General features: G+C 70.0%; 28 protein-coding genes. 16 read left to right on the top strand and 12 right to left on the bottom strand.

What is annotated here, in order from left to right; genetic code table 11:
• Positions 1–6: 6 nt before the first annotated feature.
• Positions 7–1,200 (bottom strand): amino acid aminotransferase, encoded by a 1,194-nt coding sequence (locus VO99_RS11970; RefSeq protein ID WP_046113079.1) that lies wholly within the window; start codon positions 1,198–1,200, stop codon positions 7–9.
• Positions 1,201–1,223: 23 nt separating this feature from the next.
• Positions 1,224–1,712, bottom strand: a complete 489-nt coding sequence (locus VO99_RS11965; protein WP_046113078.1) for a glutathione peroxidase — start codon at positions 1,710–1,712, stop codon at positions 1,224–1,226.
• A gap of 194 nt (positions 1,713–1,906) precedes the next feature.
• Between VO99_RS11965 and VO99_RS11960 the strand changes: the two genes are divergently transcribed.
• Positions 1,907–2,383 carry a hypothetical protein gene (locus VO99_RS11960; protein WP_052736285.1) on the top strand — a complete coding sequence of 159 codons (477 nt, stop codon included), beginning with the start codon at positions 1,907–1,909 and terminating at the stop codon, positions 2,381–2,383.
• A gap of 6 nt (positions 2,384–2,389) precedes the next feature.
• On the opposite strand, the gene VO99_RS11955 is transcribed toward VO99_RS11960, so the two are convergent.
• Positions 2,390–3,286, bottom strand: coding sequence for a DMT family transporter (locus VO99_RS11955; RefSeq protein WP_046113077.1), 897 nt, complete (start codon positions 3,284–3,286; stop codon positions 2,390–2,392).
• A 1-nt stretch (position 3,287) separates the two neighbouring features.
• Positions 3,288–4,562, bottom strand: a complete 1,275-nt coding sequence (lplT, locus tag VO99_RS11950; RefSeq protein WP_046113076.1) for a lysophospholipid transporter LplT — start codon at positions 4,560–4,562, stop codon at positions 3,288–3,290.
• Positions 4,563–4,674: 112 nt separating this feature from the next.
• Here lplT and alr point away from each other — a divergent pair, with 112 nt between their 5' ends.
• From alr to arfB, 3 genes are read left to right on the top strand one after another with little or no spacing between them, the layout of a single operon-like run.
• Positions 4,675–5,772 (top strand): alanine racemase, encoded by a 1,098-nt coding sequence (alr, locus tag VO99_RS11945; protein ID WP_046113075.1) that lies wholly within the window; start codon positions 4,675–4,677, stop codon positions 5,770–5,772.
• Positions 5,773–5,819: 47 nt separating this feature from the next.
• Positions 5,820–6,317, top strand: a complete 498-nt coding sequence (locus tag VO99_RS11940) for an acyl-CoA thioesterase (RefSeq protein WP_046113074.1) — start codon at positions 5,820–5,822, stop codon at positions 6,315–6,317.
• A gap of 10 nt (positions 6,318–6,327) precedes the next feature.
• Positions 6,328–6,735 (top strand): alternative ribosome rescue aminoacyl-tRNA hydrolase ArfB, encoded by a 408-nt coding sequence (gene arfB, locus VO99_RS11935; protein ID WP_046113073.1) that lies wholly within the window; start codon positions 6,328–6,330, stop codon positions 6,733–6,735.
• A gap of 3 nt (positions 6,736–6,738) precedes the next feature.
• Here arfB and VO99_RS11930 read toward each other — a convergent pair whose 3' ends face one another.
• On the bottom strand, positions 6,739–7,365 hold the full coding sequence (locus VO99_RS11930; RefSeq protein WP_046113072.1) for a LysE family transporter: 627 nt from the start codon (positions 7,363–7,365) through the stop codon (positions 6,739–6,741).
• Between the two features lie 59 nt (positions 7,366–7,424).
• On the opposite strand from VO99_RS11930, the gene radA reads away from it, so the two are divergent.
• The 5 genes from radA to VO99_RS11905 are packed head-to-tail and all read left to right on the top strand — an operon-like array spanning position 7,425 to position 11,290.
• Positions 7,425–8,792 (top strand): DNA repair protein RadA, encoded by a 1,368-nt coding sequence (gene radA / locus VO99_RS11925; RefSeq protein WP_046113071.1) that lies wholly within the window; start codon positions 7,425–7,427, stop codon positions 8,790–8,792.
• Between the two features lie 22 nt (positions 8,793–8,814).
• On the top strand, positions 8,815–9,630 hold the full coding sequence (locus VO99_RS11920; protein WP_046113070.1) for a metallophosphoesterase family protein: 816 nt from the start codon (positions 8,815–8,817) through the stop codon (positions 9,628–9,630).
• 18 nt (positions 9,631–9,648) lie between these two features.
• The gene (locus VO99_RS11915; protein ID WP_046113069.1) at positions 9,649–10,062 is read left to right on the top strand and encodes a hypothetical protein; all 414 of its coding nucleotides are present in this window, start codon (positions 9,649–9,651) and stop codon (positions 10,060–10,062) included.
• Positions 10,063–10,115: 53 nt separating this feature from the next.
• On the top strand, positions 10,116–11,042 hold the full coding sequence (locus VO99_RS11910) for a branched-chain amino acid transaminase (protein WP_046113068.1): 927 nt from the start codon (positions 10,116–10,118) through the stop codon (positions 11,040–11,042).
• A 29-nt stretch (positions 11,043–11,071) separates the two neighbouring features.
• Positions 11,072–11,290, top strand: a complete 219-nt coding sequence (locus tag VO99_RS11905) for a zinc-finger domain-containing protein (RefSeq protein ID WP_046113067.1) — start codon at positions 11,072–11,074, stop codon at positions 11,288–11,290.
• A 62-nt stretch (positions 11,291–11,352) separates the two neighbouring features.
• On the opposite strand, the gene VO99_RS11900 is transcribed toward VO99_RS11905, so the two are convergent.
• Both VO99_RS11900 and VO99_RS11895 read right to left on the bottom strand, forming a co-directional pair.
• Positions 11,353–12,057, bottom strand: a complete 705-nt coding sequence (locus VO99_RS11900) for an anti-sigma factor (protein WP_046113066.1) — start codon at positions 12,055–12,057, stop codon at positions 11,353–11,355.
• 5 nt (positions 12,058–12,062) lie between these two features.
• Entirely contained in the window at positions 12,063–12,704 is a 642-nt protein-coding gene (locus VO99_RS11895; protein ID WP_046113065.1) for a sigma-70 family RNA polymerase sigma factor, read from the bottom strand.
• Between the two features lie 26 nt (positions 12,705–12,730).
• On the opposite strand from VO99_RS11895, the gene purU reads away from it, so the two are divergent.
• Genes purU through VO99_RS11875 form a run of 4 tightly spaced genes read left to right on the top strand, consistent with a single transcriptional unit; the run spans position 12,731 to position 15,641 of the window.
• Positions 12,731–13,615, top strand: a complete 885-nt coding sequence (gene purU / locus VO99_RS11890) for a formyltetrahydrofolate deformylase (protein WP_046113064.1) — start codon at positions 12,731–12,733, stop codon at positions 13,613–13,615.
• A gap of 13 nt (positions 13,616–13,628) precedes the next feature.
• Positions 13,629–14,078, top strand: a complete 450-nt coding sequence (locus VO99_RS11885; protein ID WP_046113063.1) for a YybH family protein — start codon at positions 13,629–13,631, stop codon at positions 14,076–14,078.
• A gap of 34 nt (positions 14,079–14,112) precedes the next feature.
• Entirely contained in the window at positions 14,113–15,084 is a 972-nt protein-coding gene (locus tag VO99_RS11880) for a YheT family hydrolase (RefSeq protein ID WP_046113062.1), read from the top strand.
• A gap of 14 nt (positions 15,085–15,098) precedes the next feature.
• A complete protein-coding gene (locus VO99_RS11875; RefSeq protein ID WP_046113061.1) occupies positions 15,099–15,641 on the top strand; it encodes a DUF2946 family protein in 543 nt (180 codons plus the stop codon).
• A gap of 36 nt (positions 15,642–15,677) precedes the next feature.
• On the opposite strand, the gene VO99_RS11870 is transcribed toward VO99_RS11875, so the two are convergent.
• Positions 15,678–17,552: a phosphoenolpyruvate carboxykinase (GTP) gene (locus VO99_RS11870; RefSeq protein WP_046113060.1), complete on the bottom strand. Its 1,875-nt coding sequence runs from the start codon at positions 17,550–17,552 to the stop codon at positions 15,678–15,680.
• A 245-nt stretch (positions 17,553–17,797) separates the two neighbouring features.
• Between VO99_RS11870 and VO99_RS11865 the strand changes: the two genes are divergently transcribed.
• Positions 17,798–18,382, top strand: coding sequence for an MOSC domain-containing protein (locus tag VO99_RS11865; RefSeq protein ID WP_046113059.1), 585 nt, complete (start codon positions 17,798–17,800; stop codon positions 18,380–18,382).
• Here the strand turns inward: VO99_RS11865 and VO99_RS11860 are convergent.
• Positions 18,379–19,440 (bottom strand): AbrB family transcriptional regulator, encoded by a 1,062-nt coding sequence (locus tag VO99_RS11860; protein WP_310733656.1) that lies wholly within the window; start codon positions 19,438–19,440, stop codon positions 18,379–18,381. The genes VO99_RS11865 and VO99_RS11860 overlap by 4 nt on opposite strands.
• The gene (locus VO99_RS11855; RefSeq protein WP_046113058.1) at positions 19,441–20,538 is read right to left on the bottom strand and encodes an alkene reductase; all 1,098 of its coding nucleotides are present in this window, start codon (positions 20,536–20,538) and stop codon (positions 19,441–19,443) included. It abuts the gene before it with no gap.
• A gap of 105 nt (positions 20,539–20,643) precedes the next feature.
• Here VO99_RS11855 and VO99_RS11850 point away from each other — a divergent pair, with 105 nt between their 5' ends.
• On the top strand, positions 20,644–21,501 hold the full coding sequence (locus tag VO99_RS11850) for a 23S rRNA (adenine(2030)-N(6))-methyltransferase RlmJ (protein WP_046113057.1): 858 nt from the start codon (positions 20,644–20,646) through the stop codon (positions 21,499–21,501).
• A 27-nt stretch (positions 21,502–21,528) separates the two neighbouring features.
• Here the strand turns inward: VO99_RS11850 and VO99_RS11845 are convergent, their stop codons facing one another.
• Together VO99_RS11845 and VO99_RS11840 are read right to left on the bottom strand one after the other, a co-directional pair.
• Positions 21,529–22,788, bottom strand: a complete 1,260-nt coding sequence (locus tag VO99_RS11845) for a pyridoxal-dependent decarboxylase, exosortase A system-associated (protein WP_046113056.1) — start codon at positions 22,786–22,788, stop codon at positions 21,529–21,531.
• A 23-nt stretch (positions 22,789–22,811) separates the two neighbouring features.
• Positions 22,812–24,155: a UDP-glucose dehydrogenase family protein gene (locus tag VO99_RS11840; protein ID WP_046113055.1), complete on the bottom strand. Its 1,344-nt coding sequence runs from the start codon at positions 24,153–24,155 to the stop codon at positions 22,812–22,814.
• 183 nt (positions 24,156–24,338) lie between these two features.
• On the opposite strand from VO99_RS11840, the gene VO99_RS11835 reads away from it, so the two are divergent.
• A complete protein-coding gene (locus VO99_RS11835) occupies positions 24,339–25,349 on the top strand; it encodes an NAD-dependent epimerase (protein ID WP_046113054.1) in 1,011 nt (336 codons plus the stop codon).
• Positions 25,350–25,355 lie beyond the last annotated feature (6 nt).

The following is a 25,355-nucleotide window of genomic DNA, read 5'->3' as shown; positions in this document are numbered from 1 at the left end:
GGCTCGTCAGGCCAGCACGGCCGCCATGGCGCTGGCCACGGCTTCCACGTTGCGCGTCGACAGGCCGGCCACGCACATGCGGCCCGAGCGCACCAGGTACACGGCATGGTCTTCCCGCAGGCGGTCCACCTGCTCGGGCGTCAGGCCGGTGTAGCTGAACATGCCGCGCTGGCTGAGGAAGTAGTCGAAGTTGCGGCCCGGCAGCTTGGCCGAGAGCACCGCATGCAGGCTCTTGCGCATGGCCAGGATGCGCTCGCGCATCGCCGCCACGTCGGCTTCCCACGAGGCGCGCAGCGCCGGGTCGTTCAGCACGCGGGCCACCACGGCGCCCGGGTGCAGCGGCGGGCTGGAATAGTTGCGGCGCACCGTGGCGCGGAGCTGGCCCAGCACCAGCTCGGCCTCGGCCGCGTCCTGGCACACCACGCTCAGCGCGCCGGCACGCTCACCGTACAGGCTCATGCTCTTGCTGAACGAGTTGGCGATGAAGAACGACAGGCCCGCGCTGGCCAGTGCACGCACGGCGAAGGCGTCTTCCTCGATGCCGTCGCCATAACCCTGGTAGGCCAGGTCCAGGTAGGGCAGAAGGCCGCCGGCCTTCAGCACCGGCACCAGCTGCTCCCATTGCGCCGGGCTCAGGTCCACGCCGGTCGGGTTGTGGCAGCAGGCATGCAGCAGCACGATGCTGCCGCGCGGCAGCTTCTGGATGGCTTCCAGCATGGCGCCGAACTTCACGCCGCCGGTGGCGGGGTCGTAGTACGGGTAGGTGTTCACCGTCAGGCCGCAGCCTTCGAACATCGCGCGGTGGTTGTCCCAGGTGGGGTCGCTGACGTACACCTGCGCGTCGGGCAGCCAGCGCTTGATGAAGTCGCCGCCCACCTTCAGGCCGCCGCTGGAGCCCACGGTCTGCAGCGTGGCGATGCGGCCGCTGGTCACGGCCTCGTGGCCGGCGCCGAACAGCAGCTCCTGCACCGCCTTGCGGCAGGCCGCCATGCCTTCCATCGGCAGGTAGGACTTGGCGCCGCCTTCGTCCACCAGCTGCTGCTCGGCCTGGCGCACGCAGTCCAGCACCGGGATGCGGCCGGCGTCGTCGAAGTAGATGCCGATCGACAGGTTGGCCTTGTTCGGGCGCGGGTCCTTCTGGAAGGCGTCGTTCAGGCCCAGGATGGGGTCGCCGGCATAGGATTCGATGTGCTGGAACATGGGTTTCTCCGCAAGAAAAACGATTATCCGAGGGCGGCCTCGATGTCGGCCGCCAGGGCTTCGGGCTTGTCGGTGGGCGCATAGCGGCGGATCACCTGGCCGTCGCGCCCCACCAGGAACTTGGTGAAGTTCCACTTGATCGACTTGGTGCCTAGCAGCCCCGGCGCCTCGGCCGTGAGCCAGCGCCACAGCGGGTGGGCTTCGGCGCCGTTGACCTTGACCTTGGCCATCATCGGAAAGCTCACGCCGTAGTTCAGACTGCAGAAGGAGGCGATCTGCTCGTTGCTGCCCGGGTCCTGGCCGCCGAACTCGTTGCTGGGAAAGCCCAGCACCACCAGGCCACGCGGCCCGTAGGTGGTCCACAGCTGTTCCAGCCCCGCAAACTGGGGCGTGAAGCCGCATTGGCTGGCGGTGTTGACGATCAGCAGCACCTGGCCGCGGTGATCGGCCAGCCGCACCGGGCGGCCGTCGATCGCGGTGGCCTCGAACTCGTGGATGCCGGAAGAATGCATGGGGGCGGTCCTGGGCGTCGGCAGCAGCCGGCGGGGCAGGCATCCTAATCGCCGTAACGAACTTGGGGGGCGGCGAAGGCTGTCGTTGACAGCGCCCGCAACCCGCATGGAACATGGGTTGCCGCACGCGGCGCCCTATGCACCGACGGTCTTGTCCGCCGAGCGCTTCCGCCGGCCTATCCCTGGAGGTTTTCATGGGCGCCAACGCGCCACCGCAAGGCCAGCACACCGTGGCCCTGAAAGGCTTTAGCCGCTTCGAACGCAGTGCGATCGAATCCAGTTTCCGGCTGTCCACGTTGCCGCTTGCACGTTATTGCTGCGTGGAGGCGCTGGACGGCGCACGCTTCGTGATCGCCGACGCCGACCATCCCGGCGTGGTGGACGACATCGTGGCCGCGGAGCGCCAGGGCGACACCGTGTTTGTCGGCGCCCAGGCCCCGGAAGGCGCGATGGCGTGGACGATGCGCCCGATCGACCCGCTGCATCTCTTGCGGCAATTGGATGCCGCCGTGGCCCTGCGCGACACGCTGGGCACCGACGTGCCGCTGCAGCCGCCGCATGCCCGCCATGTGCAGGCCACGCGGCCGCAGGGCCTGGCCGGCGAGCCGGTGCCCGCGCGCCGCGCCACGGACCAGCCCGCTGCCCCGGACGAGCCGCCGGCCGGCGGCTGAGCCGCTTCAGTGCCCGGCCGCGCCGGGCTGCCACACCGACAGCAGCGCCGCGGCCACGATCAGGCTGCCGCCTAGCAGCAGCCGCGCGTCCAGCGTGCCGGCCCCCAGCGCCGCGGCCGATACGGCGGCGAACACGATCTCCGTCAGCATCACCACCGCCGTGACATTGGCACGCAGCCGGGCCGCGCCGTACTGCAGCCCCAGGTTCGCGCCAATGAAAGCGGTGGACAGCGCCAGCAGCGCCAGCGCGGTGCCCGCGGAAGGCAGCGGCGGTACGGCCACCGCGCCGTGCCAGGTGAGCGACCCCGCCACCACCGCCGACACCAGCGTGCCGCCGAGGAACATGGCGGTCGCGCGCTCGGCGTCGCTGCGGTGGGCCTCGCGCCGCAGCCACACGTTGTTCAGCGCGAAGGTCAAGCCGCCCAGCACGCCCAGCGCCTCGGGCAGGTTGCGCGGCCAGGGCCAGCCACCGCCGGCCGGCCACAGCACCACGGCGGCACCGGCCAGCGCCAGCACCATGCGCAGCGCCGCCATCGGCGTCAGGCGCTCGCCCAGGATCAGCCGCGCCAGCAGCAGCGCCCACAGCGGCATCAGGTAGAACAGCAGCACCACCCGCACCACGTCGCCGACGGTCACGCCCCAGTTGAAGGCCGCGTTGGTGGTGCCCGACGCCAGCACCAGCAGCCACAGGCTGGGCGTGCGCGCCAGGCCGGCCCATACGCCGCGCTGCCAGGCGGTGAGGGCCGCCAGCACCAGCGCATAGACGGCCGCGGTGGTCCACAGCGGGTGCATGCCCAGCGCCTGGAACTGGCGGAACGGCCACCACGACACGCCCCAGATGAAGGCGTTGACGGTGAGGGCCAGCACCGGCAGCGCGGTGCCGGTGCGGACTGCGGCCTGCATGTCAGTGGTCGCTTCGCGCGATGGCCAACAGGCGCTGCACTTCGTCCTTGTGTTGCACCAGGTTGCGGTTGTGCCAGCGGCGGATCAGCTCCATCGTCGTCATCACCACCAGGCCGAACACCGCGATGGCGCCGAAGGCCGACATGCCGAACTTGGTCATGCCGGTGTAGAAGGCGCCCAGGCCCAGGATGCAGGCCTGCTCGTTGAAGTTCTGCACCGCGATGGACCGGCCGGCACCCATCAGGTTGTGGCCGCGGTGCTGCAGCAATGCATTCATCGGCACCACCAGGTAGCCGCCCAGCGCCCCCAGCAGGATGAGGAAGGGCACCGCCACCCACACGCTGGTGAGCAGGTTCAGACCGATGATGAGCACGCCCATGGCGATGCCCAGCGGGATCACGCTGGTGGCCTTGTCCAGCCGCATGTACAGCGAGGCCACCACCGCGCCCACCGCCGTGCCGATGGCCACCACGCCGCCCAGCGTGGACGCCTGGGTGGTGGTGTAGCCCAGCGCCGCGGCGGCCCAGGCGAACACGATCACCCGCAGGTTGCCGCCCACGCCCCAGAACATGGTGGTGGTGGCGAGGGAGATCTGGCCCAGCTTGTCCGACCACAGCCGTGCGTTGCACTGCGAGAAGTCGCGCACCAGGCCCACCGCGCCATGCAGCATGGGCTGCAGCGGCGCATCGGTGCGCGGGATGAACAGGTTGAAGATCGCCGCGATGGCGTACAGCAGGATCATCGAGGCGATGGCCGCCTCGGGCGCGGTGTCGATGCCGGTGTCGATGGCCGGCAGGTCGAAGCCGAGCAGCATCGGCGCCACCCGTGGCCCCACCAGTTGCCCGCCCAGCACGATGCCGAGGATCACCGATGCGATGGTCAGCCCCTCGATCCAGCCATTGGCCTTGACCAGCTGCGAAGGCGGCAGCAGCTCCGTGAGGATGCCGTACTTGGCCGGAGAGTAAGCAGCCGCTCCCAGCCCCACGATGGCATAGGCCAGCAGCGGATGGCCGCCGAAGAGCATGAACAGGCAGCCCATGACCTTGATGGCGTTCGAGAAGAACATCACCTTGCCCTTTGGCACGGCATCCGCGAACGCCCCCACGAACGGTGCCAGCACCACGTAGAACAGCGCGAACATCGGCGTGAGTGCCGGAACCTGCCACGCGGGCGCCCCGGTCGACTTCAACAGCTCGATCGCAGCCACCAGCAAGGCGTTGTCTGCCAGCGAGCTGAAGAACTGCGCTGACATGATGGTGTAGAAGCCTTTTTTCATTCGCGACGGTGAGGCCGCCCGATTCGTTGACAGGCTTCCAAAGAGGTCTCCACGCAAGGCGCCGGGTTTATAGCACGCGGCTTTTGCAACATCACCGGGGCAAAATCCCCACATGCCCCGTCCGATCCAGGCCCTGATCCATACCGAAGCGCTTGCCCACAACCTGCGGCGGGCCCGGGAGGCCGCGCCGGACGCCCGGGTGTGGGCGATTGTGAAGGCCAATGCCTATGGTCATGGCATCGGCAATGCCTATGAAGGATTGCGCGGTGCAGACGGGTTCGCCCTGCTAGACCTCGCCGAGGCGGAAAAAGTTCGATCGCTCGGCTGGCGCGGCCCGGTGCTGCTGCTGGAAGGCGTGTTCGAGCCGCGCGACCTGGAGCTGTGTTCGCGGCTCGACCTGTGGCACGTGGTGCACTGCGCCGAGCAGATCGACTGGCTGGCCGCGCACAAGACGCAGAAGCCGCACCGCGTGTTCCTGAAGATGAACAGCGGCATGAACCGGCTGGGCTTTCGCGCCGGGGCGTTCCGCTCGGCCTGGACACGGCTGAACGCGCTGCCGCAGGTGGACGAGATCTCGCTGATGACCCACTTCGCCAATGCCGACGGGCCGCAGGGCGTGGCGCAGCAGCTGGCCGCCTTCGCCGACGCCACGCACGACCTGGACGGCGAACGCAGCCTGGCCAACAGCGCGGCCGTGCTGCGCTTCGGCGGCGATGCCGCGGTGCGAGCCGACTGGGTGCGTCCCGGCATCCTGGCCTATGGCAGCAGCCCCGACTTCCCCGCGCACGACATCGCGCACTGGGGCTTGAAGCCGGCGATGACGCTGCGCTCCCGGCTCATCGGCGTGCAGCAGCTGGCAGCCGGTGAATCCGTCGGCTACGGCAGCCGCTTCACCGCCACCGAACCGCTGCGCGTGGGGGTGGTGGCCTGCGGCTATGCCGACGGCTACCCACGGGTGTGCGACACCGGCACGCCGGTGCTGGTGGACGGCGTGCGCACCCGCACGCTGGGCCGGGTGTCGATGGACATGCTGGCGGTGGACCTGACGCCGGTGCCGCAGGCCGGCCCGGGCACCGAGGTCACCCTGTGGGGCCAGGCCGCCAACGGCACGGTGCTTGCGATCGACGAGGTGGCGCAGGCCGCTGGCACGCTGGGCTATGAACTGATGTGCGCGCGGGCGCCACGGGTGCCGGTGGACGTTGCGGCCTGACAACCTGCGGACAATGCAGGCCCACCTCTGCGCTTGAAGGACACGACATGGACCTGCCGGCCCACCAGCTCACGATGACGGTGCTGATGACACCCGACACCGCCAACTTCGCCGGCAACGTGCATGGCGGCAGCATCCTGAAGCTGCTGGACCAGGTGGCCTACGCCTGCGCCAGCCGCTATGCCACGCGCTACGTCGTCACGCTTAGCGTCGACCAGGTCAACTTCCGCCAGCCGATCCACGTCGGTGAGCTGGTCACCTTCCTGGCCAGCGTGAACTACACCGGCACCTCGTCGATGGAGGTGGGCATCAAGGTGATCGCGGAGGACATCCGCTCGCAGGTGGTGCGCCACGTCAACAGCTGCTTCTTCACGATGGTGGCGGTAGACGACGAGCGCAAGCCGGTGTCCGTGCCGCCGCTGCGCCCCTTCTCGCCCGAAGAGAAGCGGCGCCATGCCGCCGCCCAGGTGCGCCGCCAGCTGCGCAAGGAAATGGAGCAGCGCCAGGGCGAGCTGCTGGCCAGCCACGGCTCGGTGCAGCCCTGATGCAGGCGGCATGACCAGGCCGCCGATCGTCGATCCGCACGAGGTCACCTGGACGGCGATACGGGCCCAGGGCGCCGGTGGCCAGAACGTCAACAAGGTGTCCAACGCCATCCACCTGCGCTACGACGTGCGCGCCTCCTCGCTGCCCGACGAGGTGAAGCAGCGGCTGCTGGCCCTGCACGACAGCCGGTTGACGCAGGAAGGCGTGGTGGTCATCAAGGCCCAGGCCCACCGCAGCCTGGAGATGAACCGTGCCGAGGCCATCGAGCGGCTGCAGGCCCTGGTGGACAGCGTGGCCACGGTGCCGCGCACGCGCCGGCCCACCAAGCCCACGCGGGGTTCTCAGCTGCGCCGGCTGGAAGGCAAGAAGCGCGATTCGGCGGTCAAGGCCGGCCGCCGCGGTGGCGGCTTCGACTGAACCTCACCCCACGCGCTTGAAGGTGGCCAGCACCGCCGCCGCGGCCATGAACAGCCCGCCGAAGCTGCGGTTCATCCAGCCCACCTGACGCGGCGAGCGCAGCAGGCCCAGCACCCGCGCGGCCAGCGTCATGTAGCCGGTCATCACCACCATCTCGGTGAAGCACAGCGTGGCCGTGATCACCAGGTATTGCAGCGCCAGCGGCTGGCCGAGGTCGAGGAACTGCGGCACCACCGCCAGCATGAACACCGTGCCCTTGGGATTGAGCGCGTTGATCATCCAGCCGCGCAGCAGCAGGCCACGCTGTTCGTCGGGTGCGTCGGCGGTGGCCTGCCCCATCGGCACGGCCGGCGCACGCCACTGCTGCAGCCCCAGCCACGCCAGGTAGGCCACGCCCAGCCACTTCACCACCGTGAACGCGGTGGCTGACGCGACGATCAACGCACCCAGCCCCAGGGCCACCACCGCCATCTGCGTGCTGATGCCCAGCGCCAGGCCCGGCATGAGCCGCCAGCCGCCACGCAGGCCATGCCGCGAGCCGGTGCTCATCGCCGCGATGGCCGCGGTGCCGGGCGACAGGCTGATGGCGAAGGCGGCGACGAGGAAGGTGAGCCAGACGGAGAGCGCCATGACGGGCATCCAGGAAACGTGAGGGCCGGCGAGTGTGCCCGAGCCCGACAATCGACGCCATGGCCAAGGACAAGTCGATCTTCACCTGCCGCGAATGCGGCGGCACCAGCCCCAAGTGGCTGGGCAAGTGCCCGCACTGCGGCGCCTGGAACACGCTGGAGGAAACCGCGGCCGAGCCCGCGGCCGGCGCCGGCAAGAACCGCTTCCAGTCGCTGGCGCGCAGCCAGCCGGTGGCCACGCTGGCCGACATCGACGCGGCCGACGTGGCGCGCACGCCCACCGGCCAGGAAGAGCTGGACCGCGTGCTGGGCGGCGGCATCGTGGCCGGCGGCGTGGTGCTGATCGGCGGCGACCCCGGCATCGGCAAGAGCACGCTGCTGCTGCAGGCGGTGGATGCGCTGTCGACGCAGATGAAGGTGCTGTACGTCACCGGCGAGGAAAGCGGCGCACAGATCGCGCTGCGGGCGCGCCGGCTGGGGCTGGAAGGCAAGCAGGTGCGGGTGGTGGCCGAGATCCAGCTCGAGCGCATCCTGGCCACCATCGACGCCGAGCAGCCGGCCTTCTGCGTGATCGACTCGATCCAGACGCTGTACTCCGACCAGCTCACCTCCGCGCCCGGTTCGGTGGCGCAGGTGCGCGAGTGCGCGGCGCAGCTCACCCGCACCGCCAAGACCGGCGGCTGCACCATCGTGCTGGTGGGCCACGTCACCAAGGAAGGCGCGCTGGCCGGCCCGCGGGTGCTGGAGCACATCGTGGACACGGTGCTGTACTTCGAGGGCGACACGCACAGCAGCTTCCGGCTGGTGCGCGCCATCAAGAACCGCTTCGGCGCGGTGAACGAGATCGGCGTGTTCGCGATGACCGAGCGTGGCCTGAAGGGCGTGACCAACCCCAGCGCCATCTTTTTGTCGACCCACGGCGACCCGGTGCCCGGCGCCTGCGTGCTGGTGACGCTGGAAGGCACGCGGCCGATGCTGGTGGAGATCCAGGCGCTGGTGGACAGCGGCGGGCCCAGCCCGCGGCGGCTGTCGGTCGGCCTGGACCGCGACCGGCTGGCGATGCTGCTGGCCGTGCTGCACCGGCATGCCGGCGTGGCCTGCGCCGACCAGGACGTGTTCGTCAATGCGGTGGGCGGCGTGCGCATCAGCGAGCCGGCGGCCGACCTGGCGGTGCTGCTGGCCATCCAGAGCAGCCTGCGCGGCAAGCCGCTGCCGCGCGGCTTCATCGCTTTCGGCGAAGTGGGCCTGGCCGGCGAGGTGCGCCCGGCGCCGCGCGGCCAGGAGCGGCTGAAGGAAGCGGCCAAGCTGGGCTTCAGCGTGGCCGTGGTGCCCAAGGCCAATGCGCCGAAGAAGCCGGTCGAGGGCCTGACCATCCATGCGGTCGAGCGCATCGAGGAAGCGATCGACGTGGTGCGCGGCCTGACCTGATCCATCGCCCGGAGTACCCGCCATGCGCATCGCCCTCGTGTCCGACATCCACGGCAACCTGCCCGCGCTGGAAGCGGTGATCGGCGAGATCGCCGAGGCCGGCGTGCAGCAGGTGGTGAACCTGGGCGACATCGTCTCCGGGCCGCTGTGGCCGCGGGAGACGGCGCGACGCCTGATGACGCTGGGCTGGCCCACCATCGCCGGCAATCATGAGCGGCAGCTGCTGACGCAGGCGCCAGCCCGCATGGGCGCCAGCGATGCCTTCGCCGCCGCGGCGCTGGGCGACGCCGAGCGGGCCTGGCTGGCCGCGCTGCCGCCCTCGTTGACGCTGCCGCTGCCGCAAGGCGGCCCGCTGTGCTGCACGCATGGCGCGCCGGGCAACGACCTGCAGTACCTGCTCGAAACCACCACGCCCGGACTGGGCGAGCAGGGTCATGGCGGCATCCGTGCCGCCACGCCGGACGAGATCGCCGCCCGCCTGGGCATGCTGCAGGCGCCGCTGCTGGCCTGCGGCCACAGCCACGTGCAGCGGGTGGTCTCCCACGGCGACAGCCTGCTGGTCAACCCGGGCAGCGTGGGCCTCCAGGCCTACGACGACCTGCACCCGCCCGGCAGCGGGCGCGACTCGCACTGGGTCGAGAATGGCAGCCCGCATGCACGATGGGCGCTGCTGGCGCACGGCACCGCGGGCTGGCGGGTCGAGTTGCACCACACGCCCTACGACCACGAAGCGGCGGCCCGGCGCGCTGAAGCCGGCGGCCGTCCGGACTGGGCCGATGCCTTGCGCAGCGGCCGCGTCGGCCGCACGGAAGCAAGCCTCGCCCGAACCGACAACTGAAGCAGGAAGACGACGACGATGGACCCGAGAATCGGATGGCCGCTGGCCGCGGTGGCGATCGCCCTGGGCTGGTGGCTGTGGGGCTGGCAGGGCCTGGCCCTGGGCGGCACGATGGTGTCGTTCTGGCTGGTGATGCAGTTCACCCGCGCCATGAAGGTGATGCGCGTGGCCGGCCAGTCGCCCATGGGCCACATCAAGAGCGCCCTGATGCTCAGCACCAAGCTGCAGGCCGGCATGCGCATGCTGGACGTGGTGGTGATGACCAAAAGCCTGGGCGAGCGGATCAGCGACACGCCCGAGGTCTGGCGCTGGGCCGACAGCGGCGGCGACGCCATCGACCTGCAGTTCGACGCCAAGGGCCGCCTGGAGCGCTGGACGCTGCAGCGCGGCCCCTCGGAGATTGCGGCCGACGCGAACACGGCCGCGCTCTAAAATCCCGCGCTTTGCGGCCGCCGGCGTGCCGCGTCTTCGTATAAAGGTGTCCCATGTCCTCCATGCACGACCGCGACGGCAAGATCTGGATCGACGGTGAACTCGTCGATTGGCGCGACGCCAAGATCCACGTGCTCACGCACACGCTGCACTACGGCTGCGGCGCCTTCGAGGGCGTGCGGGCCTACAACGCGCAGGGCGGCACCGCCATCTTCCGGCTGCGGGAGCACACCGAGCGGCTGTTCAACAGCGCCAAGATCCTGCGCATGAAAATCCCCTTCACCTTCGAGCAGGTGTGCGAGGCGCAGCTCGAGGTGGTGCGCGTGAACAAGCTGGAGAGCTGCTACCTGCGGCCGCTGACCTGGATCGGCTCGGAGAAGCTGGGCGTCAGCCCCAAGGGCAACACCATCCACCTGATGGTGGCGGCCTGGCCGTGGGGCGCCTACCTGGGCGAAGAGGGCCTAAAGCGCGGCATCCGCGTCAAGACCAGCAGCTACACCCGCCACCACGTCAACATCACGATGACGCAGGCCAAGGCGGTGAGCAACTACAGCAACTCGATCCTGGCCAACATGGAAGCCACCGAGGACGGCTACGACGAGGCGCTGCTGCTCGACGCTTCCGGCTTCGTCTCCGAAGGCGCGGGCGAGAACATCTTCGTCATCAAGAACGGCGTGGTCTACACGCCCGACCTGTCGGCCGGCGCGCTTAACGGCATCACCCGCAACACCATCTTCTCGATCTGCCAGGACCTGGGCCTGAAGCTTGTGGAAAAGCGCATCACGCGCGACGAGGTGTACATCGCCGACGAGGCCTTCTTCACCGGCACCGCCGCGGAAGTGACGCCCATCCGCGAGCTGGACCGCATCGAGATTGGCATCGGCAGCCGCGGCCCCATCACCGAGAAGATCCAGTCGGCCTTCTTCGACATCGTCAACGGCCGCAACCCGAAGTACGCCGAGTGGCTGACCAAGGTCTGACCACCCACCCGCCCCGTCAGGAGAATCCCGTGAGCCAAAGCGCTGCCGCTTCCGCCCCCGCTGCCGTCGAAGTCACCGCCCACGATGTGCAGGGCCCCGGCGTGGTGTTCTGCCCCAACCCGAAGATGAAGCTGTGGAGCGGCCATCCCCGCGTGTTCATCGACGTGGCCACCACCGGCGAAGGCAAGTGCCCGTACTGCGGCACCGTCTACAAGCTGGCCCCGGGTACCGTGCTGCACGGGCACTGAGCCGGCTCCACCACCTGTCTAGACAAGGCCCGCATCACGCGGGCCTTTTTCATGGGCGCTGGCTACAGCTGCAGCCGGCCCGCGTACAGCACCGGCCCCGTGGGCGCGCCGGTCGGTGAGCCGCCCGGCGGCTCCAGGCTCACGGCCAGCGCCGAGGTGCCGCCCTTGAGCAGCGTGTCGGGCAGCCGGCCGCGCGGCACCACCGTGGCGCCGTCCGCGCGGATCAGGCCCAGCGAGCGGGGTGCGCCCTCCGGCGGCACCGACCACAGCTCCAGCGCCCGGTCGGCCTGCAGGTCCACCGGCAACAGTGCCCGGGTGACCAGCGAACGCCCGTCACCGCTGACGCTGGCCACGAAGGTGTTGACGCCTTGCGCCGGGCCGCCGGTGCCCTGCAGCACCACGATCACCGGCGGCGGCGTGGCTGCCGGCAGCACCAGCAGCACGGCCAGCGCCACCGTGGCCACGGCGCCGGCGGCGCTCAATGCCCGCCAGGGTGCAAGGCGGCGCCACCAGGGCTGCGGCGCCTGGGCGGCATCCGCCGGGAACAGGCGGCGCTCGATGGCCTGCCACACCGAATCGGGCGGCTGCTGCGGCTCCACCACCGCGGTCAGCGGCATCAGCCGGTCGCTCCAGGCCTTCACGGCCTCGCGCAGCGCCGGATGGCCGGGCAGCAGCGCCTCGAAACGGCGGCGCGCCGCGCCGCGCAGGGTGCCGGCCACGTATTGGGCGCCGAGGGCGTCGGCGCGTTCGGGTTTGCCGTAGTCCATGGCCTTCAGGCCCTTTCCGCGCCGGCGTCACGCCGTACGGCGCGTTCCAGGCAGCTCTTCAAGGAGGCCAGCGCCCGCCGCACCCATGACTTCACGGTGCCCAGCGGCTGCGCCAGGTGTTCGGCCACTTCGGCATGGCTCATGCCGTCGAAGAAAGCCAGCGCCACGCTCTGCCGCTGCGAGGGACTCAGGTGTTCCATGCAGGCCGAGAGCTGTCGCGCCTCGCTGGCGCGACCCAGCAGTTCGGCCGGGCCGGGCGCCTCGTCCGGCAGTGCGTCGGCAGGGTCGTTGGGGTCGTCGTCGTCATCGGACGGCGTGCGCGGCCGGGCCACCACCACCTGTGCCTGCGCGCGGCGCAGGCTGTCGATGGCACGGTGGCGGGCCACGCTGGTCAGCCAGGTGAGCGGCTGGCTCTGCGCGGCATCGAAACCCGCGGCCGCGCGCCACACGTTGACGTACACCTCCTGCAGCAGTTCCTCCGCCAGCGCGCGGTCGCGCTGGATGCGCAGGATGACGCCGAACAGATGCGCGCTGCTCAGCTGGTACAGCCGGGCAAACGCCTGCCGGTCACCCAGGCCGGTGCGCGACAGCAAATGCGACAGCTCCCGGCTGCGCTCGCTCCAGTCCTGCTGGGCAGTTTTCGACACACGCGACTCCTACAATCTGCGACACCATGCCGCGCCAAGATCAGTTTGTCCTCACCCTTTCCTGCCGCGACACCAAGGGCATTGTCCATGCGGTGTCCGGCCTGCTCTACCAGGCGGGCTGCAACATCATCGACTCGCAGCAGTTCGGCGACCTGGCTGGCGAGGACGCCACCGGCCTGTTCTTCATGCGGGTGCACTTCGAGGCGCCGCCGCACCTGGCCGACGTGGCCACGCTCGACAGGCTCCTGCAGTATGTACGCGGCCAGTTCCAGATGGATGCACGGCTGCATGCGCTGGGCCAGCGCTCCCGCGTGCTGCTGATGGTGAGCAAGCAGGGCCACTGCCTGAACGACCTGATGTTCCGCTGGAAGAGCGGCCAGCTCGACGTCGACATCACGGCCATCGTCTCCAACCACCCCGACTTTGCGGAGCTGGCCGCCAGCTACGGCGTGCCCTTCCACCACCTGCCGCTGCCACCGGGCAGCGATGCCGCCGCCAAGCGCGCGCAGGAGCAGCAGATCGAGGCGTTGATCGACAAGGAGCGCGTGGACCTGGTGGTGCTGGCGCGCTACATGCAGATCCTCAGCCCCGAGTTCTGCGGCGTGCTGGCCGGCCGCGCCATCAACATCCACCACAGCTTCCTGCCCAGCTTCAAGGGCGCCAAGCCGTACTTCCAGGCGCATGCGCGCGGCGTGAAGCTGATCGGCGCGACCGCCCACTACGTCACGGCCGACCTGGACGAAGGCCCGATCATCGAGCAGGACGTGGAGCGGGTGGACCATTCGCTGTCCGCCGAGGACCTCACCGCCGTCGGCCGCGACGTGGAATGCGTGGTGCTGGCGCGCGCGGTGCGCTGGCACATCGAGCACCGGGTGATGCCCAACGGTCACAAGACCGTGGTGTTCCGCTGAAGCCCACGACGCGATGGTCAAGCCCAAGGCACCCGCCGCCGTGCTGCTGGCATCGGCCGACGATACCGAGGCCCAGTTCTACGAAGCGCTGCAGCAGGGCGACATCGAGCGGCTGATGGCGCTGTGGAGCGACGACGACGAGATCGTCTGCGTGCATCCCGGCGGCCTGCGCGTGATGGGCGCGGCCGCGATCCGCGCTTCGTTCGAAGCCATCTTCGCCAACGGCACGCTGCCGGTGCAGCCGGCCCGCGTGCGCCGGCTGGAAGGGCCGGGCTGCGCGGTGCACAGCGTCCTGGAACGCATCGACGCCACCACTGCCGAGGGCACGCAGACGGCCTGGGTGATGGCCACCAACGTGTACCTGAAGACCGCGCTGGGCTGGCGGCTGGCGGCCCACCATGCCAGCGCCGGCCTGCCGCACGACACGCCCGAGCAGCACGACAACCCGACCACGCTGCACTGAAACCGCCCGCCTGCCGGGCGCCGACGACGACACGATGCACGACTACCGCGCCCCCCGCTGGCTGGTTGGCGGCAATGCGCAGACGATCCTGCCCGCCCTGGTGGGCAAGCGCTTCGAAGGGCCGGCGCCGCACTACACCCGCGAGCGCTGGACCACACCCGACGGCGACTTCATCGACGTCGATTTCCAGCCGGCGCCGCAGCCCGGCGCGGGCTGGCTGGTGCTGTTCCATGGGCTGGAAGGAACCTCCCGCAGCCACTATGCGGAGGCCTTTGCACATGTGGCGCGGCGGGCCGGGCTGTCCTTCGCGGTGCCGCATTTCCGCGGCTGCTCGGGTGAGATCAACCTGGCGCCGCGTGCCTACCACTCGGGCGATTACGAGGAAGTGGGCTGGATCCTGCAGCGCCTGCGCGAGCGGGCCGGCGCGCCGCTGCTGGCGGCCGGCGTGTCGCTGGGCGGCAATGCCTTGCTGCGCTGGGCGGAGGAAGCCGGCGCCAGCGCGGCGGCCACCGTGCGCGCCGTTGCCGCCGTGTCGGCACCGCTGGACCTGGCGGCCGGCGGCCATGCCATCGGCCGCGGCTTCAACCGGCTGGTCTACACCCGCATGTTCCTGCAGACGATGAAGCCCAAGGCGCTGGCCAAGCTGGCACAGCACCCCGGCCTGTTCGACCGCGAGCGCTTGCTGGCGGCCACCGACCTGTACGGCTTCGACGACGTGTTCACCGCGCCGCTGCATGGCTTCCGGGGCGTGCAGGACTACTGGACGCGTGCCTCCGCCAAGCCGCACCTGGCGCGGATCCAGGTGCCGGCGCTGGTGGTCAATGCGCTGAACGATCCCTTCGTGCCCGCCGCCAGCCTGCCGCGGCCGCACCAGGTAGGCCGCCACGTGACGCTGTGGCAGCCGGCGCATGGCGGGCATGTGGGCTTTCCGGGTGGCGGGCTCCTGCGCGGCCATGTGATGACCCTGCCGCAAGCGGTGCTGGGCTGGCTGCGCCAGCACGTCTAGGGCAGCATGCGGCGATGGATGACATCGTCAAGCAAGCACTGAAGAAGTGGCCCAACGTGCCTAACTGCCATGGCTGGCTGGGCCTGGATGCCCGCGGCCACTGGTACCTGCGGGATGACGCGACACAGGCGGCCGGCCCGTTCCCGCAGGCCAAGGGCAGCCTGCTGGAACACGAGAAGCTGCTGGCCTTCATCGGCCGCAACTACGAGCACGACGCGGAGGGCTGCTGGTTCTTCCAGAACGGTCCGCAGCGGGTGTATGTGGAGCTGGAAGCCGCGCCGTGGACCTGGCGCCTGCAGCCCGACGGCACGCTGCTGAGCCACACCGGCCGACCGGCGCGCTTCGCCAGCGCCTGGCTGGACGACGGCGGCCGGCTGTTCGCCGACACCGACCTGGGCTTCGGCCTGCTGCACAGCCTGGACGTGGAGGCCGCTTCCGGCCTGGTGGAAAGCGGCGCGTGGGCGGTCAGCGAACTTCCATGGGCGGAGATGCCGCCGCGCTTCGGCTTCGTGCCCAGCCCGCAGGCCGCACAGACGAAAAAGCCCGGCGCGGGCTGAACCCGGCCGGGCTGGTCGCGCAGCGCGCGGGGGCCGTCAGGCGGCCAGGCGCTCTTCCAGGCGGCGCTTGGTGTCGGTCAGCTCGCCGGGCAGGTGGTAGGCCAGCTTGTCGAACAGCTCGGCATGCAGGGCCAGTTCCTGCTGCCAGGCATGGGTGTCGATGCCGATCACGCTCTGGTACTGCGCGGGCGTGAAAGCCAGGCCGTTCCAGCTCAGGTCCTCGTACCGCGGGCTGATGCCGAACACATGCTCCTCGCCCTGCGCCTGGCCGTCCACGCGCTCGAGGATCCACTTCAGCACGCGCATGTTTTCGCCGTAGCCCGGCCACACGAACTTGCCGTCCGCGCCCTTGCGGAACCAGTTGACGCAGAAGATGCCCGGCAGCTTGGCGCCCGAGCCCTGCAGCTTGGCGCCCAGGTCCAGCCAGTGCTGGAAGTAGTCGCTCATGTTGTAGCCCATGAACGGCAGCATCGCGAACGGGTCCCGGCGCACGACGCCCTGCTGGCCGGCGGCCGCTGCGGTGGTTTCCGAGCCCATGGTGGCGGCCATGTACACGCCGTCGACCCAGCTGCGGGCTTCGGTCACCAGCGGCACGGTGGTGGAGCGGCGGCCGCCGAAGATGAAGGCGTCGATGGCCACGCCGGCGGGGTTGTCCCATTCCGAGTCGAGCACGGGGTTGTTGGTGGCGGCCACGGTGAAGCGGGCATTCGGGTGCGCGGCGGGGCGCAGCTTGCCGTCGGCCTGCTTGGCTGCTTCCGGCGTCCAGTCCTTGCCCTGCCAGTCGATCAGGTGCGCCGGCGGCGTGTCGGTCATGCCCTCCCACCACACGTCGCCGTCGTCGGTCAGCGCCACGTTGGTGAAGATGACGTCGCGCTTGAGCGAGGCCATGCAGTTCGGGTTGGTCAGGTCGTTGGTGCCCGGGGCCACGCCGAAATAGCCGGCTTCCGGGTTGATGGCGTACAGGCGGCCGTCGGCCCCCGGCTTGATCCAGGCGATGTCGTCGCCGATGGTGGTGACCTTCCAGCCCTCGAAGCCGGCCGGCGGGATCAGCATCGCGAAGTTGGTCTTGCCGCAGGCACTGGGGAAGGCGGCGGCCACGTGGCGCTTGACGCCTTGCGGGTTGGTCACGCCCAGCACCAGCATGTGCTCGGCCAGCCAGCCTTCGTCGCGGCCCATCTTGGAGGCGATGCGCAGCGCGAAGCACTTCTTGCCGAGCAGCGCGTTGCCGCCGTAGCCCGAGCCGTAGCTCCAGATCTCGCGCGTCTCGGGGTAATGGACGATGTACTTGGTGGGGTTGCAGGGCCAGGCCACGTCCTTCTGGCCGGCTTCCAGCGGCGCGCCCACGGTGTGCACGCAGGGCACGTATTCGCCGTCGGTGCCCAGCACGTCCAGCACCGCGCGGCCCATGCGGGTCATCAGGCGCATGTTGACGGCCACGTAGGGGCTGTCGCTCAGTTCCACGCCGATGTGGGCGATGGGCGAGCCCAGCGGGCCCATCGAGAACGGCACCACGTACAGCGTGCGGCCCTTCATCGCGCCCTTGAACAACGCCTGGTCGCCGGTCTGCAGCAGCGTGCGCATCTCGGTCGGGTCGGTCCAGTTGTTGGTGGGGCCGGCGTCTTCCTTGTTCTGGCTGCAGATGTAGGTGCGGTCTTCCACGCGGGCCACGTCGCCCGGGTCGCTCCAGGCGAGGTAGCTGTTGGGGCGCAGCTCCGGGTTGAGCTTGCGGAAGGTGCCCGCGGCCACGAGCTGGGCGCACAGGCGGTTGTACTCTTCTTCCGAGCCGTCGCACCAGTAGATGTCGGCGGCCTGCGTCAGCGCGGCGATGTCGGCCACCCAGGCAACGAGCCGGTCATGCTTGACCCAGGCGGGCACATTGAGGCGCAGGCCTCCCAGGGCGGGACTGTTCATTGGCTACTCCAATCGTCGGATTACAAATACGGGATAGGGCCAGCCCCGAACAGCAGGTGGTGCATGTTCGAGGCTCGCCGCATACCGCGACGCAGAGGGATGCCAGATGAGCGAAAGGCGCGCTTGGGCCGGGTGTTCATCGGGGTGGGCGGATCACGCCGTACCCTGTCGAGGCATTTCAATTTGAGTGTAATCGCGCCGTAACCACCCGTCCGGGGGAGGGTATGCGCAACAGGTATAGCCATATGCAAGCGACTGGAACCGTGGAATTCGTCAATGTCGGCCGGGCGCAGCCGCTGCAGGTTTCGGGCCGCACCGTGCTCAGCGGCTTTCGCAAGCAGCCGGTGGACGGCGAGGTCCAGGTGGGCCCCACCGGCCTGATCGGCGATGAACAGGCCGACCTGACGGTGCACGGCGGCGTCGCCAAGGCGGTGTACGCCTACCCGGCCGAGCACTACGCCTTCTGGCAGACGGTGCGCGCCCAGGCCCGGGTGGCGCTGTGGGACGAGGTTCCGCCGGCGGCCCTGCTGGGCGAGAACCTCACCCTGCGCGGCCTGTTGGAGCAGCAGGTATGGATCGGCGACCTGCTGCGTCTGCCGGGCTGCACCCTGGCGGTGAGCGAGCCGCGCTTCCCCTGCGGCAAGCTGAATGCGGCCATGGGCTTTCCGCAAGCCGGAAAGATGATGTGGCAGTCGGGCTACTGCGGATTCTACCTGGCGGTGCGCGAGCCCGGCAGCCTGCGCGCGGGCGACCGCTTCGAAGTGGTGCCCGGGCCGCGCGAAGTGTCGATCCCCGAGCTGTTCCGCGCCCGGCGCGCCGCGCGCGCCTAGGCCGCCGCAGCCAGCCGGCGCTGCTGCCGGCGGAACAGCGGCCCGGTGAGCAGCAGCACCGCCACGTAGCGCACCACATGGAAGGCGGTGACCACCGGCACGCCCAGCTGCAGCACCTTGGCGGTGATGCACATTTCGGCGATGCCGCCAGGCGAGGTGCCCAACAGCACCGTGGCCCAGTGCAGGCCGGCGGCCTGCGCCAGCAACCAGGCGAACACGGCCGAGGCCGCGATCATCGCCAGCGTGCCCAGCGCCACCGCCGCCAGCCAGCGCGGCGCGGTGTGCAGGAAGCTGCGGTTGAAGCGGGTGCCCAGCGCCACCCCGATGAGCAGCTGGCCGACATGGCTGACCTCCGGCGGCAGGGCGGACAGCTGCAGACCACTGCCGCTGAGCGCCGCCGCCACGAACAGCGAGCCCAGCACCCACGGATTGGGCAGGCCGGTACGCCACACCGCCAGGCTGCCGGCCACCGTGGCCAGCACCAGCAGGAGCAGCCCGCCGGGCTGCACGCCCTGCACCGCCAGCGGGGTGGTGTCCAGCCCATGCAGGCCGGCCGCCTGGTAGCCGAATGGAATCACAAGCACCACCAGCAGCACCCGCAGCGAATGCGAGGCCGCCACCAGGTCGACCCGGCCGCCGTGGCGTTCTGCCAGCACCGCCATCTCGGAGGCGCCGCCGATGGCCGCCGCGAAATGCGCGGTGGCCGGATCGACGCCCGGCAGCGCGCGCCGCAGCACGCCGGCGAACACGCCGCCGATGAGCAGCGCCCAGGCCACGCCGGCCAGCAACGCCGGCGCCAGCGCCACCAGCAGCCCCAGCACCTGCGGCGAGAAGTACAGCCCCAGCGAGGTGCCGATGGCCCACTGCCCGGCGTTGCGCAGCGGGCCGGCCGCGGCCAGCCGCACGCCAGCCACGCAGCCGATGGCGGTGGCCAGCAGCGGGCCGATCATCCAGGGCAGCGGCGTGCCGAGACGCTCGCACGCCAGCGCCGCCAGCCAGGCCAGCAGCAGCGTGCCGGCCACGCGCATCAGCCAGCGGCCGTCGAGGCGCCGCGTCACTTACGCGGGCTGTGCGTCGAGCGTGGGGTAGTCGGTGTAGCCCTGGGCGCCACCGCCGTACATCGTCTTCTGGTCCGGGCGGGCCAGCTCCGCGCCCAGGTGCAGGCGGCGGGTGAGGTCGGGGTTGGCGATGGCCGGCTTGCCGAAAGCCACCAGATCACCCTTGCGCTGGGCGACGGCGTCCAGTGCCATCTGGCGGTCGTAGCCGTTGTTCACCATCCAGGCGCCGGGGAAGCGCTGGCGCAGGGCCTGGTAATCAAACGGCGCCACGTTGCGGTCGCCGCCGGTCTGGCCTTCGATCACGTGGATGTACGACAGGTGCATCGGCGCGATCTGCTCGACCACGTGGTTGAACAGCGCCTGGGGGTCGCTGTCCTGGCCAGCGTCGTTCACGGGCGTGACCGGCGACAGCCGGATGCCGGTGCGGCCGCCGCCGATCTCGTCGGTCACGGCCTTGACCACTTCCACCAGGAAGCGGGCGCGGTTGGCGATGGAGCCGCCGTATTCGTCGGTGCGGTCGTTGATGCTGTCGCGCAGGAACTGCTCGATCAGGTAGCCGTTGGCCGCGTGCACTTCCACGCCGTCGAAGCCGGCGTCGACGGCGCAGCGCGCCGCATGGCGGTAGGCTTGCACGATGCCGGGGATCTCGTCGGTGCGCAGGGCGCGCGGGGCCGACACGTCCTCGAAGCCCTTGGCGGTGAAGGTCTTGCCCTTGGCCACGCGGTTGGTGGAGGACACCGGCGCCTGGCCGCCCGGCAGCAGCGAGGTGTGAGAGATGCGGCCCACGTGCCACAGCTGCACCACGATCCTGCCGCCCTGCGCATGCACCGCGGTCGTCACCTTGCGCCAGGCCGCGACCTGCTCGGGGCTGTGGATGCCGGGGGTGTCGAGGTAACCCTGGCCCTCCGGCATGATCTGCGTGGCCTCGGTGATGATCAGGCCGAAGCCGGTCATCGGATTGGCGCGCTGTGCGTAGTACTCGACCGTGAGGTCGTTGGGCAGCTGGCCGGTGGCGCGGTTGCGCGTCAGCGGCGCCATCACCACGCGGTTGGCGAGTTCGATGTCGCCGATGCGGATCGGGTCGAAGAGGGTGGACATGGGTTTGGGCTTCTTGGAGTTGGGGAGAACCCCCAGAGCCTACGTAAAAGCCGGCAACCTTGCTGCGCACGCCCCAGGCCGATCCATGCTAGTTACAGTGCAGCCATGCTCGCCTACCGACACGCCTTCCACGCCGGCAACCATGCCGACGTCCTCAAGCACCTGGTGCTCGCCCAGGTGCTTCGCTACATGGGCGAAAAGGACAAGCCCTACACCCTGGTCGACACGCACGCCGGCGCCGGCGGTTATTCGCTGGCCGGGCGCTATGCGCAAAAGCGCGGCGAGTTCGAGAGCGGCATCGGCCGCCTGTGGGACCACCCCGACCTGCCCGCCCCGCTGGCGGAGTACGTCGAGCTGGTGCGCCAGTTCAACGGCGGCGGTGCGCTGGAGCAGTACCCCGGCTCGCCCGGCATCGCGCAGATGCTGCTGCGCGCCACCGACCGGATGAGCCTGTACGAGCTGCACCCGACCGACAACCGCATCCTCGAGAGCTTCCTCGGCCACCGGCCGCACACCAAGGTGCAGATGAGCGACGGCTTCGCGGCGCTGCAGAAGGAACTGCCGCCGCCCTCGCGCCGCGGCGCGGTGCTGATCGACCCTTCGTATGAGTTGAAGACCGACTACGCCAAGGTGGTGGGCGCGGTGCGCGAGTGCCTGACCCGCTTCGCCCAGGGCACGGTGATGGTCTGGTACCCGCAGGTTCAGATCGTGGAGGCGGCGCAGCTGCCCAAGCGGCTGATGGCCGCGGCCAAGGAAGCACCCAAGGGCTGGTTGCATGCCACGCTGCATGTGCACCGCGGCGAAGGCGACGGCTTCGGCCTGCACGGCAGCGGCATGTTCGTGATCAATCCGCCCTTCGTGCTGCACGACACCCTGGCCGCGCTCCTGCCGCTGCTGACGGAGCTGCTCGGCCAGTACGAAGGCGCCCGCTTCACGCTGGACCAGGATCTGGGCAAGGGCTGATCACCCTGCCGGCCTGGCGGCCGGCTGCTAGACCAGCACCTCGACGCAGCCCGGGTGGCCGAGGAAGTTCTGCGGGCTGGCGCTGGCGCCATAGGCGCCCGACTGGAACACCACCGCCAGGTCGCCCTCCTGGGCCACCGGCAGTTCCATGCGGTCCGCCAGCAGGTCGAGCGGCGTGCACAGCGGGCCGACGACCGAGGCCGGCTCCCGCTCCGCACTGCCCATGCGGTTGCCGATGGCCACCGGATAGTTCTTGCGCACCACCTGGCCGAAATTGCCCGAGGCCGACAGGTGATGGTGCAGGCCGCCATCAGTCACCAGGAACACCTGGCCGCGCGAGACCTTGCGGTCGAGCACCCGGGCCACGTACACGCCGGCCTCGCCCACCAGGTAGCGGCCCAGTTCGATCACCAGCGAAGCCCGCGGCAGCTCGCGGGCGGCACGCTCCACCAGCCCGGCCAGGTTCTCGCCAATGGGCGCCAGGTCGAGCCGCTGCTCGCCCGGAAAGTACGGAATGCCGAACCCGCCGCCCAGGTTCAGGAACTGCACCGGCGAAGGCGCGATCTCGGCCAGCCGCAACGCCAGCGCGTACGACTGCTGCTGCGCATCGCAGATCGACTCGGCCTTCAGGTTCTGCGAGCCGGCGAACAGGTGGAAGCCTTCGAACGCCAGCCCGGCCGCACGGATGTCGGCCATCAGCGCCGGCAGCTGCTCCACATCGACCCCGAACTGCTTCGGCCCGCCGCCCATCTTCATGCCCGAGCCCTTCAGCTCGAAGTCCGGGTTCACGCGCACCGCCACCCGCGCCGGCAGGCCGAGCCGCTGGGTGATGCCGGCCAGCAACCTCACCTCGCGCGGCGATTCGAGGTTGATCAGCACGCGCGACGCCACGGCGCGGCGCAGCTCCGCTTCCGTCTTGCCGGGGCCGGCGAAGCTCACCTCGGCCGGATCGGCGCCGGCGTCCAGCGCCACTTTCAGCTCACCCGCCGACGCCACGTCGATGCCATCGACCAGGCCGGCCATGAAGCCGACCACCGCCGGCATCGGGTTGGCCTTCATCGCGTAGTGCAGCTTGACCTGTTGCGGCAGCGCCTGGCGCAGTTCGCTCACGCGCTGGCGCAGCGCACCGCGGTCGTAGGCGTAGAACGGCGTCTGGCCGACACGCTCGGCGAGCAGGCTCAGCCGCTCGCCACCGATGACGAGCTCGCCTTCGCGCACCGCAAACTGCTGCAGGGGTGCGTGCTCGGGCAGGCGGCGCACCGGCGGGGGCGAGGTCGTGTCGGTCATGGCAACTGCAGGAACGGAAAGGCTCAGGCGCTGGCCGGCAAGGCGGCGGCGCGGCCGATGGCCAGGTACTCGAGGCCGAAGGCCTTCATCAGCGCTGGCTCGTAGAGGTTGCGGCCGTCGAAGATCACCGGCTGCTTGAGCGTCGCCTTGATGAACTCGAAGTCCGGGTTACGGAATTCCTTCCATTCCGTGACGATCAGCAGCGCGTCGGCGCCTTCCAGCGCGGCCTGCTGGCCAGCGACGAAGCTCACGCCCGGCACGCCTTCCAGCACGCGCTTGGCCTCCTCCATCGCCACGGGGTCGTAAGCCTGGATCTTGGCGCCGCGCTTGACCAGCTCGGCGATCACCACGCGGCTGGGCGCCTCGCGCATGTCGTCGGTGTTGGGCTTGAAGGCCAGGCCCCAAACGGCCAGCGTGCGGCCGCTCAGGTCTTCACCGAAGCGCGCGGTCACGCGCTCGACCAGCACATGCTTCTGGCGCTCGTTGGCGGCTTCCACCGCATTGAGCACCTGCAGCGGCACGCCGTTGTCGGCGCCAATGTGGATCAGCGCCTTCACATCCTTCGGGAAGCAGGAGCCGCCATAGCCAGCACCCGCGTACAGGAAGTGCGTGCCGATGCGCGGATCGCTGCCGATGCCCTTGCGCACCAGCTCGATGTCGGCGCCCACGCGCTCGGCCAGCAGCGCCAGCTCGTTCATGAAGCTGATGCGGGTGGCCAGCATCGCGTTGGCGGCGTACTTGGTGAATTCGGCGCTGCGCACGTCCATCACGATCAGCTTGTCGTGGTTGCGCATGAAGGGTGCGTACACGGCGCGCATCAGCAGGCTGGCGCGTTCGTCGTCGGAGCCCACCACCACGCGGTCGGGCCGCATGAAGTCGTCGACCGCCGCACCTTCCTTCAGGAATTCGGGGTTGCTCACCACCGCGTAGTCCATCTGCAGGTTGCGGGCGGCCAGCTCCTCGGCGATGGCGGCGCGCACCTTGTCGGCGGTGCCCACGGGCACGGTGCTCTTGTCGACCACGACCTTGTAGTCGGTCATGTGGCGGCCGATGTTGCGGGCGGCAGCCAGCACGTACTGCAGGTCGGCGGAGCCGTCCTCGTCCGGCGGGGTGCCCACGCCGATGAACTGCAGGGTGCCATGGCCCACGGCGGCGGCCACGTCGGTGGTGAACTGCAGCCGGCCGGCCGCGGCATTGCGCTGCACGACGGCGTCCAGGCCCGGCTCATGGATGGGGATCTCCCCGCGCTGGAGCATCGCGATCTTGCGTGCGTCCACATCCAGGCACACCACGTGGTTGCCCATCTCGGCCAGGCAGGCGCCTGTGACCAAACCCACGTAACCGGCGCCAACGACGGTGATCTTCATGCTTCTTCTCTCCCTGAATCGGGCCCGCGGCCCGTCAACTGACTGGATTCTGCCTGTGTGGCGTGACACGCATGCCGCGTGCCTGCGCAGCGGCGGCCCGGACTCAAGCGCCGGAGCGTAAGAGGACTTGGCTCAGAATAGCCACACAACGGCCACACCCAGGCCGGCACTCCTCCACAAACCATGCCCAAGATCCTGCTCACCGGCGCCGCCGGCTTCATAGGCGCCCACGTCGCCCGCCTGCTGCTGGCGCAGGGCGACGAGGTGGTCGGCATCGACAACCTTAACGCCTACTACGACCCCCAGCTCAAGCGCGACCGCCTGGCGACGCTGCAGGACCAGCCCGGCTTCCGCTTCCAGCAGCTGGACGTGGCCGACCGCAGCGGCATGCCCGCCCTGTTCGCCCAGGAGAAGTTCGACCGCGTGGTGCACCTGGCCGCGCAGGCCGGCGTGCGCCATTCGCTGGTCGACCCGCATGCCTACGTCGACAGCAACCTGGTGGGCTTCACCAACATCCTGGAAGGCTGCCGACACCACGGCGTGCAGCACCTGGTGTACGCCTCCAGCTCCAGCGTGTACGGCGGCAACACGGTGATGCCGTTCTCGGAGCACCACGGCGTGGACCATCCGGTGAGCCTCTATGCGGCCACCAAGAAGGCCAACGAGCTGATGGCCCACACCTACAGCCACCTGTTCAACCTGCCGACCACGGGGCTGCGCTTCTTCACCGTCTACGGACCCTGGGGCCGGCCGGACATGGCGCTGTTCCTGTTCACCCGCGCCATCCTGGCAGGCGAGCCGATCCAGGTGTTCAACCACGGGCGGATGGTGCGCGACTTCACCTACATCGACGACATCGCCGAAGGCGTGGTGCGCACGCTGGACAAGCCGCCGGCCGCCGATCCGGCTTACGACCGCGGCCAGGCCGACCCCGCCGCCAGCCATGCGCCGTACCGGGTGTTCAACATCGGCAACCACCAGCCGGTGCCGCTGATGGACTTCATCGCCGCCATCGAGCGCCACACCGGCCGCGAGGCGATCAAGGAGCTGCGCGACATCCAGCCCGGCGACGTGCCAGCCACCTACGCCGACGTGTCCGAGCTGGAGGCCTGGACCGGCTTCACGCCCGCCACCTCGGTGGACGAAGGCGTGCGGCGCTTCGTCGCGTGGTACCGGGACTACTACAAGGTCTGACCGCGC

Source organism: Aquincola tertiaricarbonis (genome assembly GCF_000969605.1).
Taxonomy (GTDB): Bacteria; Pseudomonadota; Gammaproteobacteria; order Burkholderiales; family Burkholderiaceae_C; genus Aquincola; species Aquincola tertiaricarbonis.
The sequence above is the reverse complement of the archived record's forward strand: the minus strand, read 5'-3'. Positions and strand labels throughout refer to the sequence as shown.

Coding starts and splice junctions, on each gene's coding strand:
- arfB (WP_046113073.1), top strand. CDS start 6,328: ATGACCAGGCCGCCGATCGTCGATCCGCACGAGGTCACCTGGACGGCG.
- radA (WP_046113071.1), top strand. CDS start 7,425: ATGGCCAAGGACAAGTCGATCTTCACCTGCCGCGAATGCGGCGGCACC.
- VO99_RS11850 (WP_046113057.1), top strand. CDS start 20,644: ATGCTCGCCTACCGACACGCCTTCCACGCCGGCAACCATGCCGACGTC.
- lplT (WP_046113076.1), bottom strand. CDS start 4,562: ATGAAAAAAGGCTTCTACACCATCATGTCAGCGCAGTTCTTCAGCTCG.
- VO99_RS11930 (WP_046113072.1), bottom strand. CDS start 7,365: ATGGCGCTCTCCGTCTGGCTCACCTTCCTCGTCGCCGCCTTCGCCATC.
- VO99_RS11965 (WP_046113078.1), bottom strand. CDS start 1,712: ATGCATTCTTCCGGCATCCACGAGTTCGAGGCCACCGCGATCGACGGC.
- VO99_RS11900 (WP_046113066.1), bottom strand. CDS start 12,057: ATGGACTACGGCAAACCCGAACGCGCCGACGCCCTCGGCGCCCAATAC.
- VO99_RS11955 (WP_046113077.1), bottom strand. CDS start 3,286: ATGCAGGCCGCAGTCCGCACCGGCACCGCGCTGCCGGTGCTGGCCCTC.
- VO99_RS11845 (WP_046113056.1), bottom strand. CDS start 22,788: ATGACCGACACGACCTCGCCCCCGCCGGTGCGCCGCCTGCCCGAGCAC.
- alr (WP_046113075.1), top strand. CDS start 4,675: ATGCCCCGTCCGATCCAGGCCCTGATCCATACCGAAGCGCTTGCCCAC.
- VO99_RS11865 (WP_046113059.1), top strand. CDS start 17,798: ATGCAAGCGACTGGAACCGTGGAATTCGTCAATGTCGGCCGGGCGCAG.
- VO99_RS11880 (WP_046113062.1), top strand. CDS start 14,113: ATGCACGACTACCGCGCCCCCCGCTGGCTGGTTGGCGGCAATGCGCAG.
- VO99_RS11840 (WP_046113055.1), bottom strand. CDS start 24,155: ATGAAGATCACCGTCGTTGGCGCCGGTTACGTGGGTTTGGTCACAGGC.
- VO99_RS11940 (WP_046113074.1), top strand. CDS start 5,820: ATGGACCTGCCGGCCCACCAGCTCACGATGACGGTGCTGATGACACCC.
- purU (WP_046113064.1), top strand. CDS start 12,731: ATGCCGCGCCAAGATCAGTTTGTCCTCACCCTTTCCTGCCGCGACACC.
- VO99_RS11970 (WP_046113079.1), bottom strand. CDS start 1,200: ATGTTCCAGCACATCGAATCCTATGCCGGCGACCCCATCCTGGGCCTG.
- VO99_RS11875 (WP_046113061.1), top strand. CDS start 15,099: ATGGATGACATCGTCAAGCAAGCACTGAAGAAGTGGCCCAACGTGCCT.
- VO99_RS11915 (WP_046113069.1), top strand. CDS start 9,649: ATGGACCCGAGAATCGGATGGCCGCTGGCCGCGGTGGCGATCGCCCTG.
- VO99_RS11920 (WP_046113070.1), top strand. CDS start 8,815: ATGCGCATCGCCCTCGTGTCCGACATCCACGGCAACCTGCCCGCGCTG.
- VO99_RS11855 (WP_046113058.1), bottom strand. CDS start 20,538: ATGTCCACCCTCTTCGACCCGATCCGCATCGGCGACATCGAACTCGCC.
- VO99_RS11885 (WP_046113063.1), top strand. CDS start 13,629: ATGGTCAAGCCCAAGGCACCCGCCGCCGTGCTGCTGGCATCGGCCGAC.
- VO99_RS11960 (WP_052736285.1), top strand. CDS start 1,907: ATGGGCGCCAACGCGCCACCGCAAGGCCAGCACACCGTGGCCCTGAAA.
- VO99_RS11835 (WP_046113054.1), top strand. CDS start 24,339: ATGCCCAAGATCCTGCTCACCGGCGCCGCCGGCTTCATAGGCGCCCAC.
- VO99_RS11910 (WP_046113068.1), top strand. CDS start 10,116: ATGTCCTCCATGCACGACCGCGACGGCAAGATCTGGATCGACGGTGAA.
- VO99_RS11870 (WP_046113060.1), bottom strand. CDS start 17,552: ATGAACAGTCCCGCCCTGGGAGGCCTGCGCCTCAATGTGCCCGCCTGG.